The 14,048-nt window shown below is 55.9% G+C and carries 15 protein-coding genes; 8 read left to right on the forward strand and 7 right to left on the reverse strand.

Annotation, left to right across the window (positions count from 1 at the left end; all coding sequences use genetic code 11):
- The first annotated feature begins 7 nt into the window (after nucleotides 1–7).
- The 7 genes from hycF to hypF all read left to right on the forward strand — a co-directional run bounded on the left by hycF (nucleotide 8) and on the right by hypF (nucleotide 6,155).
- On the forward strand, nucleotides 8–550 hold the full coding sequence (hycF, locus tag J4617_RS10210; protein ID WP_000493767.1) for a formate hydrogenlyase subunit HycF: 543 nt from the start codon (nucleotides 8–10) through the stop codon (nucleotides 548–550).
- Entirely contained in the window at nucleotides 550–1,317 is a 768-nt protein-coding gene (gene hycG / locus J4617_RS10215) for a formate hydrogenlyase subunit HycG (protein WP_000067419.1), read from the forward strand. Before hycF ends, hycG begins: the two co-directional genes overlap by 1 nt.
- Nucleotides 1,314–1,724 carry a formate hydrogenlyase maturation HycH family protein gene (locus tag J4617_RS10220; protein WP_000003725.1) on the forward strand — a complete coding sequence of 137 codons (411 nt, stop codon included), beginning with the start codon at nucleotides 1,314–1,316 and terminating at the stop codon, nucleotides 1,722–1,724. Before hycG ends, J4617_RS10220 begins: the two co-directional genes overlap by 4 nt.
- Nucleotides 1,717–2,187: a hydrogenase maturation peptidase HycI gene (hycI, locus tag J4617_RS10225; protein WP_000132984.1), complete on the forward strand. Its 471-nt coding sequence runs from the start codon at nucleotides 1,717–1,719 to the stop codon at nucleotides 2,185–2,187. The genes J4617_RS10220 and hycI overlap by 8 nt, the downstream gene beginning before the upstream one ends.
- 26 nt (nucleotides 2,188–2,213) lie before the next feature.
- Nucleotides 2,214–3,023 carry a hypothetical protein gene (locus tag J4617_RS10230; RefSeq protein WP_000902280.1) on the forward strand — a complete coding sequence of 270 codons (810 nt, stop codon included), beginning with the start codon at nucleotides 2,214–2,216 and terminating at the stop codon, nucleotides 3,021–3,023.
- Nucleotides 3,024–3,223: 200 nt separating this feature from the next.
- Nucleotides 3,224–3,769, forward strand: coding sequence for an electron transport protein HydN (gene hydN / locus J4617_RS10235; RefSeq protein ID WP_001078791.1), 546 nt, complete (start codon nucleotides 3,224–3,226; stop codon nucleotides 3,767–3,769).
- Between the two features lie 145 nt (nucleotides 3,770–3,914).
- Complete coding sequence (gene hypF, locus J4617_RS10240; protein WP_017465656.1) at nucleotides 3,915–6,155, forward strand: carbamoyltransferase HypF; 2,241 nt, start codon at nucleotides 3,915–3,917, stop codon at nucleotides 6,153–6,155.
- Nucleotides 6,156–6,251: 96 nt separating this feature from the next.
- Here the strand turns inward: hypF and norW are convergent, their stop codons facing one another.
- Together norW and norV are read right to left on the reverse strand one after the other, a co-directional pair.
- The gene (gene norW / locus J4617_RS10245; RefSeq protein ID WP_017465657.1) at nucleotides 6,252–7,385 is read right to left on the reverse strand and encodes an NADH:flavorubredoxin reductase NorW; all 1,134 of its coding nucleotides are present in this window, start codon (nucleotides 7,383–7,385) and stop codon (nucleotides 6,252–6,254) included.
- Nucleotides 7,382–8,821, reverse strand: coding sequence for an anaerobic nitric oxide reductase flavorubredoxin (gene norV / locus J4617_RS10250; protein WP_000026011.1), 1,440 nt, complete (start codon nucleotides 8,819–8,821; stop codon nucleotides 7,382–7,384). The genes norW and norV overlap by 4 nt, the downstream gene beginning before the upstream one ends.
- Before the next feature lie 185 nt (nucleotides 8,822–9,006).
- Here norV and norR point away from each other — a divergent pair, with 185 nt between their 5' ends.
- A complete protein-coding gene (gene norR, locus J4617_RS10255; protein WP_017465658.1) occupies nucleotides 9,007–10,527 on the forward strand; it encodes a nitric oxide reductase transcriptional regulator NorR in 1,521 nt (506 codons plus the stop codon).
- Here norR and gutQ read toward each other — a convergent pair.
- The 5 genes from gutQ to srlB all read right to left on the reverse strand — a co-directional run bounded on the left by gutQ (nucleotide 10,524) and on the right by srlB (nucleotide 14,041).
- Nucleotides 10,524–11,489, reverse strand: a complete 966-nt coding sequence (gene gutQ, locus J4617_RS10260; RefSeq protein WP_001278201.1) for an arabinose-5-phosphate isomerase GutQ — start codon at nucleotides 11,487–11,489, stop codon at nucleotides 10,524–10,526. The genes norR and gutQ overlap by 4 nt on opposite strands.
- A complete protein-coding gene (gene srlR / locus J4617_RS10265; RefSeq protein ID WP_000804536.1) occupies nucleotides 11,482–12,255 on the reverse strand; it encodes a glucitol operon DNA-binding transcriptional repressor SrlR in 774 nt (257 codons plus the stop codon). Before srlR ends, gutQ begins: the two co-directional genes overlap by 8 nt.
- A gap of 197 nt (nucleotides 12,256–12,452) precedes the next feature.
- A complete protein-coding gene (gutM, locus tag J4617_RS10270; protein ID WP_000255198.1) occupies nucleotides 12,453–12,812 on the reverse strand; it encodes a transcriptional regulator GutM in 360 nt (119 codons plus the stop codon).
- Nucleotides 12,813–12,887: 75 nt separating this feature from the next.
- Entirely contained in the window at nucleotides 12,888–13,667 is a 780-nt protein-coding gene (gene srlD, locus J4617_RS10275) for a sorbitol-6-phosphate dehydrogenase (RefSeq protein ID WP_001077372.1), read from the reverse strand.
- Nucleotides 13,668–13,678: 11 nt separating this feature from the next.
- Nucleotides 13,679–14,041, reverse strand: coding sequence for a PTS glucitol/sorbitol transporter subunit IIA (gene srlB, locus J4617_RS10280; RefSeq protein WP_000111555.1), 363 nt, complete (start codon nucleotides 14,039–14,041; stop codon nucleotides 13,679–13,681).
- Between the last annotated feature and the right edge of the window lie 7 nt (nucleotides 14,042–14,048).

Raw genomic sequence — 14,048 nt, forward strand, 5'->3', positions numbered from 1 at the left:
AATCGCCATGTTTACCTTTATCAAAAAAGTTATCAAAACCGGCACGGCGACCTCGTCTTATCCGCTGGAGCCGATTGCGGTTGATAAAAACTTCCGCGGCAAGCCGGAACATAATCCGCAGCAGTGCATCGGCTGCGCCGCCTGCGTTAATGCCTGCCCGTCGAACGCGCTGACGGTGGAAACCGATCTCGCGACCAATGAGCTGGCGTGGCAGTTCAATCTTGGCCGTTGTATCTTCTGCGGTCGCTGCGAAGAGGTGTGCCCGACGGCGGCGATTAAACTGTCGCAAGAGTACGAACTGGCGGTGTGGAAGAAAGAAGATTTCCTGCAACAGTCCCGCTTTGCGCTGTGCAACTGCCGCGTGTGCAATCGTCCTTTCGCGGTACAGAAAGAGATCGACTACGCCATTGCGCTGCTTGCGCACAACGGCGACAGCCGCGCGGAAAACCACCGCGAAAGCTTTGAGACCTGCCCGGACTGTAAGCGTCAGAAATGCCTGGTGCCGTCCGACCGTATTGAACTGACTCGCCATATGAAAGAGGTCAGCTAATGAGCAATTTATTAGGCCCGCGTGACGCCAACGGCATTCCGGTACCGATGACGGTGGATGAATCCATCGCCAGCATGAAGGCGTCTCTACTGAAAAATATTAAGCGTTCGGCATACGTTTACCGCGTGGACTGCGGCGGCTGTAACGGCTGTGAAATCGAAATCTTTGCGACGCTTTCGCCGCTGTTTGATGCCGAGCGTTTCGGCATCAAAGTGGTACCGTCGCCGCGTCATGCCGATATTCTGCTGTTTACCGGCGCGGTGACCCGCGCCATGCGCTCTCCGGCGCTGCGCGCCTGGCAGTCGGCGCCGGACCCGAAAATCTGTATCTCTTATGGGGCCTGCGGCAACAGCGGCGGCATCTTCCATGATCTGTACTGCGTCTGGGGCGGTACGGATAAAATCGTACCGGTGGATGTGTATATTCCAGGCTGCCCGCCAACGCCTGCGGCGACGCTGTATGGCTTTGCGATGGCGCTTGGCCTGCTGGAGCAGAAAATCCACGCCCGCGCGCCGGGTGAGCTGGACGATCAGCCCGCAGAGATCCTGCATCCGGATATGGTGCAGCCGCTGCGCGTGAAGGTGGATCGCGCGGCGCGCCGGCTGGCGGGTTATCGCTATGGTCGTCAGATCGCCGATGATTACCTGACACAGTTGGGGCAGGGCGAGCAGCAAGTGGCGCGTTGGCTGGAAGCGGAAAACGATCCGCGTTTAACCGAAATTGTCACCCATCTCAATCATGTTGTTGAAGAGGCGCGTATCCGATGAGCGAACAGGTGGTGTTCAGTCAACTGAGCCGTAAGTTTATTGATGAGAACGATGCGACGCCTGCCGAGGCGCAGCAGGTTGTCTATTACAGCCTGGCGATTGGTCACCACCTGGGGGTTATCGATTGTCTGGAGGCCGCGCTCACCTGCCCATGGGATGAGTATCTGGCGTGGATCGCCACCCTGGAAGCCGGTAGCGATGCCCGGCGTAAAATGGAAGGCGTGCCGAAGTATGGCGAGATCGTCATCGATTTCAACCATGTGCAAATGCTGGCGCGCGCGTTTGATGAGGCGCGCGCCGCGCAGACCCCGCAGCAGCAAGAATGGAGCAAACTGATGCTCAGTATGCTGCATGACATTCATCAGGAAAGCGCCATCTACCTGATGGTGAGGAGGCTTCGTGACTGACGTTTTACTCTGTGTCGGCAACAGCATGATGGGCGACGACGGCGCAGGCCCATTACTGGCGGAAATGTGCGCGGCGCAGCCGAAGGGGAATTGGGTAGTGATTGATGGCGGCAGCGCGCCGGAAAACGACATTGTGGCGATTCGCGAACTGCGCCCGCAGCGTCTGTTGATTGTCGACGCCACCGACATGGGACTTAATCCGGGCGAGATCCGCATCATCGATCCGGATGATATCGCCGAAATGTTTATGATGACCACCCACAATATGCCGCTCAACTACCTTATCGATCAGCTGAAAGAGGATGTCGGCGAGGTGATTTTTGTTGGTATCCAGCCGGATATCGTCGGGTTTTATTATCCGATGACTCAACCGATTAAGGACGCGGTAAACATCGTCTATCAGCGCCTGGAAGGCTGGCAGGGAAACGGCGGATTTGCCGCGCTGGAAGCGCCGGAGGCGTAAAATGCGCACATATTTAGGGAGAATTTGTGTTACACGGCAAAGGTTGTAAGAAGGACGTGAAGATTATCGTATGGAGCGGACTGCTATTTCTCTGCCTCGCCGCACGCGCACTGGCCACCGGTGTTGTCGGTTACCTGCCGATGAGCGACGGTGAATATGCGCAAAAGCGTGCGCTAAAGCCTCTGTTGACCCTGCCTTATTCTGTATCGCCCGACCAGACATGGCATTTTCGCCAGGTCGGAGTCAGTGGCGTGACGCTACTGCCGGAGCCGAAAAAAGATAACGAATGGCGGATTAGCGGAAAAGACAGAGCCGGTAATTCGTGGGTTGTCCCGGTGGGAAGGCTGATTAATTTGGCGGGTAATGCGCAATTTTATCGCGCTGACCTCGATCGTAACGGCATTCAGGATCTGGTTATCTGGTTGGGCAATCCTGGGTTGGGCCTGGCGCCGAGCGCGCAATACATCATTTTCACCTTTCTCAAGAATGGCCGCCCCTGCGTCTTTGAACCGTGGGGGTTTTATACCGCCACCGATACTGGCGTCGATGATTTGCTTGATTTACAGGGCAATGGGCGCACGCAACTGTTGGATATGCAGTTTGACTCAGGCTACTGGATAACCAATTTATATCAGGTGAAGGACGCCCGCTGGCAGCGCGTACACGGCTGGTTTGGCCGGTTGAGTTATCCGGCGCTGACCCGTTTTAATCACTATCCTGGCCGTAAATTAATTATCAAACCTATTGCCGGAAGGAATCCGCAAACGGACGATCTTTCCCTTACGCAGCGCTGTTTAATACGCGGTAACGTATTGCCAGGCGTTAATCAGGATTGATGCCAGTTGCGGTGCAGAGTTGGCTGGCTATCACTGCAAATCTTGACCACCACTGGCGACATTACGTGTCATCGACACTTGTGACGATGACACGTAAATGCTCACGAAAATAGAAATAATATTCTTAAATAACAATGAAATAAAAATTGGCACGATTCGTGTATATATCGGCACATCATCTGTTATTGCTGGAGAATTTGATGAACCGTTTCATCATTGCAGACGCGAGTAAGTGCATTGGTTGCCGTACCTGTGAAGTGGCTTGCGTCGTATCCCATCAGGAAAATCAGGATTGCGCATCGCTGACCCCTGAAACCTTTTTACCTCGTATCCATGTCATCAAAGGCGTGAACGTTTCCACGGCAACGCTGTGTCGCCAGTGTGAAGACGCGCCGTGCGCCAACGTTTGCCCGAATGGCGCCATCAGCCGTGACAAAGGCTTTGTTCATGTGATGCAGGAACGCTGCATTGGCTGTAAAACTTGCGTAGTGGCATGTCCTTACGGCGCCATGGAAGTGGTGGTACGTCCGGTGGTTCGCAATAGCGGCGCGGGGCTGAACGTGCGTGCCGAAAAAGCCGAAGCCAACAAGTGCGATCTGTGTCACCACCGTGAAGCCGGTCCGGCCTGTATGGCCGCTTGCCCAACGCACGCCCTAATCTGCGTGGACCGCAATAAGCTTGAACAGCTGAGCGCGGAAAAACGCCGTCGCGCGGCGCTGGATTCAACGGCATCGCTGCTTTTCTGATTTCTGCGATTGCGCGTAGAATACGCCACAAAGCATTGCCGGATGGCGGCATCAATGCCTTATCCGGTCTACGGTCCGTGCGGTTGTAGGCCTGATAAGCGTCGCGCCATCAGGCATCCGGGTTCGATGATGGCGGGAAAATAAGATGGCGATAGACACACCTTCCGGCGTACAGCTACGCATTCGGGGCAAAGTACAGGGCGTCGGTTTTCGTCCTTTTGTCTGGCAGCTGGCGCAGCAGTTGCGATTACACGGCGACGTGTGTAATGACGGCGACGGCGTCGTCGTTCGGCTGCTGGAAGAGCCGTCGCAATTTATTGCCGCGCTCTATCAGGATTGCCCGCCGCTGGCGCGCATTGACAGCGTTGAACACGCGTCGTTGGTATGGGAGCGCGCGCCGACGGATTTCACCATTCGTCAGAGCGCAGGCGGTTCGATGAACACGCAAATCGTGCCGGATGCGGCGACCTGCCCGGCATGTCTTGCCGAGATGAATACCCCAGGCGAGCGGCGCTACCGTTATCCTTTCATCAATTGCACCCACTGCGGACCACGCTTCACCATTATTCGCGCTATGCCCTATGACCGGCCATTTACGGTGATGGCGGCGTTTCCCTTGTGTCCGGAATGCGACAGCGAATACCGCGATCCGTACGATCGCCGTTTTCATGCCCAGCCCGTTGCCTGTCCGTCATGCGGGCCGCATCTTGAGTGGCGGAGCCAACATGAACGAGCGGAAAAAGAGGCGGCTTTGCAGGCGGCGGTCGCCCAACTGAACGCCGGAGGCATTATTGCCGTTAAAGGGCTAGGTGGTTTTCATCTGGCCTGCGATGCGCGCAACGATAACGCAGTGGCGATGCTGCGGGCGCGTAAACATCGCCCGGCGAAACCATTGGCGGTGATGTTGCCCACGGCGCAAACGCTGCCGACCGCGGCGCGTTCGCTGCTGACCACGCCAGCGGCCCCGATTGTACTGGTGGATAAGCAGTATGTACCTTCGCTGAGTGAGGGCATCGCGCCAGGACTTACGGAAGTGGGCGTGATGCTGCCAGCCAACCCATTGCAGCATCTCTTGTTGCAGGCGCTCAATTACCCGCTGGTGATGACATCCGGCAACCTGAGCGGCAAACCGCCCGCCATCACCAACGAACAGGCGCTGGACGATTTACACGATATTGCCGATGGTTTTCTGTTGCATAATCGCGACATTGTACAGCGCATGGACGACTCTGTCGTGCGCGACAGCGGCGAAATGCTGCGTCGTTCGCGGGGATACGTGCCGGACGCGATTGCGTTGCCGCCCGGATTTCGCGATGTGCCGCCGATACTTTGTCTGGGCGCGGATCTGAAAAACACGTTCTGTCTGGTACGCGGCGAACAGGCAGTTGTCAGCCAGCATTTAGGCGATCTCAGCGATGACGGTATCCAGGCGCAGTGGCGCGAGGCATTGCGTTTGATCCAGTCAATCTACGATTTTACCCCAGAGCGTATCGTCTGTGATGCGCATCCGGGCTATGTTTCCAGTCAGTGGGCCAGTGAGATGCGTCTACCGACAGAGACGGTGTTACACCATCATGCCCATGCGGCGGCTTGCCTGGCCGAGCATGGTTGGCCGCTGGACGGCGGAGAGGTGATTGCCCTGACGGTAGACGGTATCGGCATGGGTGAGAATGGCGCGCTATGGGGCGGAGAATGTCTGCGGGTCAATTATCGCGAATGCGAACATTTAGGTGGTTTACCCGCCGTGGCGCTGCCGGGAGGCGATCTGGCTGCCAAACAGCCGTGGCGTAATCTGTTAGCGCAGTGCCTGCGCTTTGTGCCGGACTGGCAGGATTACCCGGAGACAGCGGGGCAGCAACAGCAAAACTGGAATGTCCTGGCGCGCGCCATTGAGCGCGGCGTCAATGCCCCGTTGGCCTCTTCCTGCGGGCGGTTGTTTGACGCGGTGGCTGCCGCGCTTCGCTGCGCGCCAGCATCGCTTAGCTATGAGGGCGAGGCCGCCTGCGCGCTGGAGGCGCTGGCCTCTCAATGCGCTAACGTTGAGCATCCGGTAACGATGCCGCTTAACGGCGCTCAACTGGACGTCGCCGTTTTCTGGCGGCAATGGTTGAACTGGCAGGCCACGCCTGCGCAACGCGCTTGGGCTTTTCATGATGCGCTGGCGTGCGGGTTTGCCACGCTAATGCGCCAACAGGCTACGGCGCGGGGGATAACCACTCTGGTCTTCAGCGGCGGGGTGATACACAACCGCTTACTTCGCGCGCGTCTTGCCTTTTATCTTTCTGATTTTAAATTGTTATTTCCGCAGCGGTTACCGGCGGGCGACGGCGGGCTGTCGTTTGGACAGGGCGTGATTGCCGCAGCGCGAGCGTTAAGTGAAGTGTAGGGCACCGGATGGCGGCTGCGCCTTATTCAGCCTGTAAATAGATGCTCACTCGTAGGCCGGATAAGACGCGAAGCGGCGCTATCCGGCATCACAGGCTTATACCGACAACGTTTTCAGCAGTGCAAAGGCCTCTTTCATGCGGTCTTCACTTACCACAAAGGCGCGTAGTTGGCCTTCTCCGCTCATGCCTTTGGCAATCATACCGTCAGATTCTGCGGTAATCTGCCAGCTCAAATCGCGGCGCTGAGTTTCTCCCGCCAGATGCAGCGGCAGTTCCGGCGTTTTGACTTTGACCAGCATCGCCGGTAGCTTCAGCGGCGCGTTGCCGCCGAGCAGATTTTTCGCCAGGTACATCGCGCTTAACTGGATCGGTTGCAGGAAGGGCAGCACCTGACCATTGATTTCCGCGCAATCGCCGATCGCATAAATATCCGGGTGACTGGTCTGTAGATAGCTATCCACGCAGACGCCGCGGTTGACGACTACCCCGGCGCGGCGCGCCAGAGCGGTTTCCGGGCGTAAGCCGGTGGCGGCAATCACCGCATCGACCTCAATACTACGCTGGCTTGCCAGTGTAGCGCGGATACCGGCTTCGATTTTCTCCAGTTTTTGCAACTGCGATTTCAGCAGCAGATGCACCCCCATATCGGTCAGGTGATGCTGTAAGCGACTGCTCACTTCCGGTGGCATCAGTGAGGCGAGAAGGCTGGCGGCGTTATCCATCAGAGTTACCGTTTTCCCGGCGCGGCAGAAATCCATCGCTAATTCACTGCCAATGAGACCACCGCCGACAATCAGCACTCGCTGCGCGTCGCGCAGTTGTGTCTCACAGGCGCGGTACTCCTGCTGGCTATTCAAAGTAAGCATTAACTCACGTCCTGCAATCGGCGGCACAAAGGCTGTCGCCCCGGTCGCCAGTACCAGCTTGTCGTACTGCCACTGCTTATCCTGACTTTTCACCACATGGGCATCGGCATCAATGTCAGCAACCCAGGTATGCGGGAACAGTCGCAGATTAAACTGTTCAGCAAATTCCCCCGCTAACTGACGGGTGAGATCATCGGCGCGCTGCGACTGGCTGATAACGTGGCTGAGATCGGGCTTGTTGTACTCATCCATGCTGTCCGCCGCAATCAGGGTTAACGGCACATGCGCATCTTGTTTACGGATATTTTTGACGAGCTGGCGGGCGGCGAAGCCCGACCCAATAATGATGATTCCCCGACTCATTTTGCCTCCGTCGCCAGTACGTCGAACACGTCTTTACCTAATGAACATTCCGGGCACAGGAAGTTATCCGGCACGTCGTTCCACGGCGTACCCGGCGCGACATCCTGCAACGGCTCGCCCAGCGCAGGGTCGTAAATCCACTGGCATACGCTGCATTGCATTTTGGGGCCGAGGTCTGCGGCGGCGCAGGTTGTGGTTTCTTCGACTGGCGCGGTTTTCTGTGTGGTTTCCGGCAGCGGAGCAAGCGCCCACTGACGCGCGATGTCGCGACCGTGCTGACGGCACAACTCCAGCGCATCCAGATCCGGACGCCATTTCGCTTTCAGACTCAGGGACATTTCAAAACCGGCATCCTGTAAGCGCGTGGACAGTCGATCCACCGCGCCGCCGCTCCAGCCATGAGAACCGAAGGCGCTGGCACGTTTGTTGCGAAAGCGCAGGCCGGTCATCTCTTCCACCAGACCAGCGATTTTCGGCATCATCACGTTGTTCATGGTAGAAGTGCCGACCAGCACGCCTTTCGAACGGAAGACGTTGGTCAATATTTCATTTTTATCGCTGCGGGCGACGTTAAAGATTTTGACCGCCACGTTGGGGTCCACTTCGTTGATACCCTGCGCGATGGCATCCGCCATCATGCGAGTATTGTTCGACATGGTATCGTAGAAAATAGTGATACGATCTTCCTGATAATCTGCCGCCCATTTCAGATACAGTTCCACGATTTGCGTTGGGTTGTCGCGCCATACCACGCCGTGTGAGGTGGCAATCATATCCACCGGCAGGTTGAAGCCGAGGATTTCGGTAATTTTTGGCGTTACCAGACGGCTGAACGGCGTCAGGATATTGGCGTAGTAGCGCTGGCATTGTTCAAACAGTTCAGTTTGGTCCACTTCATCATTGAACAGGCGCTCGTCGCAGTAGTGCTGACCAAAGGCGTCGTTGCTGAATAACACCGCGTCGCCGGTCATATAAGTCATCATGCTGTCCGGCCAGTGCAGCATCGGCGTTTCCACGAAGATCAACTGCTTGCCGTTGCCGATATCCAGCGTATCGCCGGTTTTCACCACCTTAAAATTCCATTCCGGGTGATGGTGATGGCCGTTGATAGAGTCAATGGCGTTGGCGGTACAGTAGATAGGCGTGTCCGGGATCTGCGCCATCAGTTCGGTCAGCGCGCCTGCATGGTCTTCTTCGGCATGGTTAATGATGATGTAGTCGATGTCCGCGAGGTCGATTTCACTGCGCAGATTTTGCACAAACTCACGGCTAAACTTATGATCGACGGTATCGATCAGCACATTCTTTTCTTCACGAATGAGATAGCTGTTATAGCTGCTGCCACGCAGCGTTTTGTATTCAGTGCCGTGAAAATCACGTACTTCCCAGTCGCGCTGGCCAACCCAATGAATATTATTTTTAACCAGAATAGACATAACCACCTCAATTCATTCAACGTTTGCAAAAAGTTGTTTTGCTTATTGCAGGTAGTGTGCCAACTTTACATCTTATTGATTTGTATTGAGTTATATTTGTTTTGTATTTTTGATGTAGTCAAAAAGACTATAAATGATGCTGTCAATATGACACTATAGGTTGTCAAAATGACAATGAGGTAACCATGAGTTTTTCCGTGGAGGTATTGGCGGGCATCGCCATTGAGTTACAACGCGGCATTGGGCATCAGGATCGTTTTCAGCGGCTGATTACTACGCTGCGTCAGGTGCTGGCGTGCGACGCCTCGGCGCTGTTGCGTTATGAATCACGACAATTTATTCCACTGGCGATTGATGGCCTGGCGCAGGACGTCCTCGGCAGACGTTTTACCCTGGAAGGGCATCCGCGCCTGGAAGCCATCGCCCGCGCGGGGGACGTGGTGCGTTTTCCGGCTGATAGCGATTTACCCGATCCGTATGACGGGTTAATTCCCGGACAGGAAAGCCTGAAAGTCCACGCCTGTGTTGGTCTGCCGCTGTTTGCCGGACAGAACCTCATCGGTGCGCTGACCCTTGATGCTATGACGCCGGAGCAGTTCGAAGTATTTAGCGATGAAGAGCTACGGCTTGTCGCCGCGCTGGCCGCTGGGGCATTGAGTAATGCGCTGTTAATTGAACAACTGGAAAGCCAGAACATGCTGCCGGGGTCGTCAGGCGTGTTTGAACCGATAAAAGAGACGCACATGATCGGCCTGTCGCCGGCGATGACGCAGTTGAAAAAAGAGATCGAGATTGTGGCGGGCTCCGATCTTAACGTGCTGATCGGCGGTGAAACGGGGACCGGTAAAGAGCTGGTGGCGAAAGCTATTCACCAGGGCTCCCCCAGAGCGGTCAATCCGCTGGTCTATCTCAACTGCGCCGCGCTGCCGGAAAGCGTGGCGGAGAGCGAGTTGTTTGGTCATGTAAAAGGGGCTTTTACCGGGGCTATCAGTAATCGTAGCGGTAAGTTCGAAATGGCGGATAACGGTACGCTGTTTCTGGATGAGATTGGCGAACTGTCGCTGGCGCTACAGGCCAAGCTGCTTCGCGTGTTGCAGTATGGCGATATTCAGCGCGTCGGCGACGATCGTAGCCTGCGCGTGGATGTGCGGGTGTTGGCGGCGACCAACCGTGACCTGCGTGAAGAGGTGCTGGCGGGGCGTTTTCGCGCCGATCTGTTCCATCGCCTGAGCGTTTTCCCGCTCTTTGTGCCGCCGCTGCGCGAGCGCGGCGATGATGTGGTGCTGCTGGCGGGCTATTTTTGCGAGCAGTGCCGGCTGCGGCTGGGGCTGTCCCGCGTGGTGCTGAGTACCGGCGCGCGCCGCCATTTGCTCAACTATGGCTGGCCGGGCAACGTCCGGGAGCTGGAACATGCCATTCACCGTGCGGTTGTACTGGCGAGAGCGACCCGGGCAGGGGATGAGGTGATACTGGAGGCACAGCATTTTGCCTTGTCAGAGGACGTTTTACCCGCGCCGCCTGCGGAAAGCTTTCTGGCGCTGCCGACTTGCCGCAATTTGCGCGAATCGACGGAGAACTTCCAGCGAGAGATGATTCGCCAGGCGCTGGCGCAAAATAATCATAACTGGGCGGCCAGCGCGCGGGCGCTGGAAACCGACGTCGCCAACCTGCATCGGCTGGCGAAGCGTCTGGGACTGAAGGATTAGATAATCCCCGCCTGGTAGAAATCCTGTAGGTTAATGGCGCCGGTGAGTTTGCCGTTTTCATCGACCACTGGCGCGGCGGTAATTTTGCGTTTCATCAGGAGCTCTTTGGCGTCAATGGCGCGGCTTTGCGCCTGGAGCGTAATACCGTTGGGCGTCATGGCTTCGCTTACCGGCGTGGTGAGCGCGCCGCCGCCCACCAGCCAGCGACGCAGGTCGCCGTCGGTAAAGACGCCTTTCACAACATGTTGCTCATCGCAAACCGCCACCAGCCCCAGCCCGGTACGGCTAAGTTCCAGCATGGCATCCATCACGCTGGTGGCAAGCATCACCTGCGGTATTGCATCGCCCTGGCGCATCAGGTGATGCACATTATTGAGCAAACGCGCGCCCAGTGCGCCAGCCGGATGCGAACGGGCGAAATCTTCTTCGTTAAAACCGCGCGCCTGCATGACCGCCATCGCCAGCGCATCGCCCATCATCAGCGTATTGACGGTACTGGATGTCGGCGCCAGATGCATCGGGCAGGCTTCACGCTCGACGGAAATATCCAGAACGGCTTTTGCCGCTCGCCCCAGCGGAGAGTGAAGTTTACCGGTCATCGCCAGCAGCGCGACGGATTTATCTTCCAGACGCGGGATGATGAGGTCGAGTTCTTTTGCGCCGCCGGAATAGGAGATAAATAACATCACGTCGCGGCTTTCAATCATCCCCAGATCGCCATGCAGTGCTTCCGCCGGATGAACAAAAAAAGCGGGAGTACCGGTACTGGCAAGCGTCGCGGCGATTTTTTTACCAATATGACCTGATTTACCAATACCGGAAACGATCACTTTGCCTTCACAGTGAATAATGATATTGGCGGCGCGGACAAAATCATCGCCCAGACGCTCCGGCAGACGGCTGGCTTCCTGTAGCTCCAGCATTAAGGTCTGACGGCCCGCGTTTAGTAGTGCATCACTCATTGCTTTCTCCGGTTATGATTACTTCAATCCCTTTTGCTTCCAGCGCCTGACGAAATGCCGGATCGATCCCCGCGTCCGTGATCAGTTTGTCGACGGTTTCCAGACTGCACACCACATTGGGGCTTTTACGACCAAATTTTGAGGAGTCCGCCATCAGAATCACCTCGCGTGCTGCATTGCACATTGCGTTACTGACGGTGTAAACCTCATTGAACGTGGTCACACCGACATTCAGGTCAATACCGTCAGTTCCCATGAAAAGTTTATCAAAGCTGAATTGCTCAAAGGCGTTTTCCGCCAGTTGACCGTGAAATGACGCCGATTTTTTACGGAAGGTGCCGCCGGGCATCAGGATAGTTTGTTCGTTGTCCAGTTCCGATAGCGCGTTAACAATATGGAGGCTGTTGGTCATCACCGTGATGTTGCTAAAACGCGAAAGCAACGGCACCATCTGTAACACGGTACTTCCGGCGTCCAGAATAATGGAATCGCCATCATGGATATATTTCACAGCGGCTGCGGCTATCAGCGCTTTTTTGTGGGTGTTGATAAGCGTTTTGTGATCAATAGGCGGATCGGACTCTTCTTTATTCAACACCACGCCGCCATAGGTGCGGATGACGGTTCCGGCATTTTCCAGAATGACCAGATCTTTACGGATAGTGGTGCCTGTCGTGTCAAAGTACTGGGCCAGTTCTTCAACCGAGCATTTTCCCTGTTTTTGCAGGTGCTCCAGAATCGCGGCCTGACGCTGACGAGGTTTCATAGGCGTGATTACCCTGACTTATGTATTTACCCGTCATACTTCACGCTGCATGTGCGTTGGCTTTCCTCGCTCACCCCGGTCACGTACTGATGTACGCTCCTGGGATTCACTGCGTCGCCGCCTTCCTGCAACTCGAATTATTTAGGGTATTGGTTGCAAAATGATAATTTCGCAAGCTATACGCATTCACAACGAAATTACCCATGTTTCAGTTTAAGCGCCAATGATAGTGCATTCTGCGCGAGCGAATCATGGGGAAAGATCACATCAGGCTGTAATTCATGCAAATGTTTTCCTTGCATTGCGGCAATTTTAACCGGTCTGGCGAATACCGTAAGGCCTTTCATCAATAAAGTGTCCGTCACCCGCTGCTGTTCGTCCAGCGCCACGGCAACCACCACCCGGGGCTTAAAACGCCCGCCGGAGCGCCCGACGCCGACCCGCCCCTGTTGGCTAAGTTTATCGAAAGCCCGATTAAAGCGGGAAATCTGCCAGCCGCCCAGCGCCAGCTGCGCACACCAGGCGATAACGGCGACGGTAATCAGAGTGGAAACCATAATGTGCTCCTGTTGTTTTGCCTGATGGCGCGTAACCGTCTTATCCGGCCTACGGCGCCATCCGGCAATTCACGGTCAGAACATCACTTGACCGCCGGTTACGTTGATCGACTGCCCGGTGCAATAAGACGCTTTCGGGCTGGCATAAAATAGCAGCATGTTCAGCACATCCTGATAATCACACCCGCGTTTGAGCGGTACTTTATCAATGTAATACTGTTCCACCTCATCGGGCTTAATGCCCAGTTTAGTGGCGTATTGCGGCAGCAGTGACTGGAACATTGGCGATTTCAACAGGTTGCCGAGCATCAACGAGTGTACGGTAATGCCGTATTCCGCCAGATCCAGCGCCAGAGACTGGGTTAACCCCACGCCGCCGAATTTCGCCGCGCTGTAGCCGGAGTTGTGTTTACTGCCCACTTTGCCGGATTTAGAGTTAATCTGAATAATGCGCCCCTGAATGCCGTCGCGGATCATCAGGCGGGAAAACTCACGGGCGCAGAGGAAATAGCCCACCAGATTCACCTGTAGCGAGCGGTCAAAATCGCCCAACTGGAAATCGCTGATAAACGCCGCTTTGGCGATACCCGCGCTGTAAACCAGCAGATCGACGCGCCCGAAAATCTCGTCTACGCCGCGGGACAGCGCCAGCACGCTCTGCTCGCTGGTGGCGTCGGCGCCAAAACCGTACGCCATACCTTCGCCAAAATCGGCGTTAATTTCCTGGGCGACATTCGCGGCTTTATCGCTTTGAATATCAACGACCGCCACGCGGTATCCTTCTTCTGCAAGCCCACGGCAAAGGAATGCCCCCAGGGTCTGGCCTCCGCCAATGACAACGGCAACTTGATTCATGTTTTTTCTCCTTAAGCGACAAACGTCAAAATACAGCCCGGCGCGATATCGTCCGGTACAGGCCCCGCAACGTGTACGGTGCCGGGAAATTCTGCTTCGCGCAGACCATCGAAGCGCAAAGTGATATGCCCCAGTTCACGCAGGTTTTGCTCGGCTACGCTGCCGACCGCCGTGACCGGATAGCAATGTTGACCCAATTCACACCGCGCGCCAGGCTGCAGCGCGCCGGTCAGTTCGCCATGACAATGGATGAAGCAAAATTCTTCGATATCCGCCGGCGCGCCTTCCCGAAACGTAATCAGCATCTGTTCGCCGAGCGCCTCCATCGCGCTCTGGCCGATACGGGTGATGGTGGTTTGATAAATCACGCTCATGTCTGAA

The organism is Salmonella sp. 32010601201800023SM (assembly GCF_017572235.1).
In the GTDB taxonomy this organism is placed as follows: Bacteria; Pseudomonadota; Gammaproteobacteria; order Enterobacterales; family Enterobacteriaceae; genus Salmonella; species Salmonella enterica.

Bases quoted from the DNA above. Each gene is read 5' to 3' on its own strand.
- hycF (WP_000493767.1), top strand. From the start codon at position 8: ATGTTTACCTTTATCAAAAAAGTTATCAAAACCGGCACGGCGACCTCG.
- hycG (WP_000067419.1), top strand. From the start codon at position 550: ATGAGCAATTTATTAGGCCCGCGTGACGCCAACGGCATTCCGGTACCG.
- J4617_RS10220 (WP_000003725.1), top strand. From the start codon at position 1,314: ATGAGCGAACAGGTGGTGTTCAGTCAACTGAGCCGTAAGTTTATTGAT.
- hydN (WP_001078791.1), top strand. From the start codon at position 3,224: ATGAACCGTTTCATCATTGCAGACGCGAGTAAGTGCATTGGTTGCCGT.
- hypF (WP_017465656.1), top strand. From the start codon at position 3,915: ATGGCGATAGACACACCTTCCGGCGTACAGCTACGCATTCGGGGCAAA.
- norW (WP_017465657.1), bottom strand. From the start codon at position 7,385: ATGAGTCGGGGAATCATCATTATTGGGTCGGGCTTCGCCGCCCGCCAG.
- norV (WP_000026011.1), bottom strand. From the start codon at position 8,821: ATGTCTATTCTGGTTAAAAATAATATTCATTGGGTTGGCCAGCGCGAC.
- norR (WP_017465658.1), top strand. From the start codon at position 9,007: ATGAGTTTTTCCGTGGAGGTATTGGCGGGCATCGCCATTGAGTTACAA.
- gutQ (WP_001278201.1), bottom strand. From the start codon at position 11,489: ATGAGTGATGCACTACTAAACGCGGGCCGTCAGACCTTAATGCTGGAG.
- srlR (WP_000804536.1), bottom strand. From the start codon at position 12,255: ATGAAACCTCGTCAGCGTCAGGCCGCGATTCTGGAGCACCTGCAAAAA.
- gutM (WP_000255198.1), bottom strand. From the start codon at position 12,812: ATGGTTTCCACTCTGATTACCGTCGCCGTTATCGCCTGGTGTGCGCAG.
- srlD (WP_001077372.1), bottom strand. From the start codon at position 13,667: ATGAATCAAGTTGCCGTTGTCATTGGCGGAGGCCAGACCCTGGGGGCA.
- srlB (WP_000111555.1), bottom strand. From the start codon at position 14,041: ATGAGCGTGATTTATCAAACCACCATCACCCGTATCGGCCAGAGCGCG.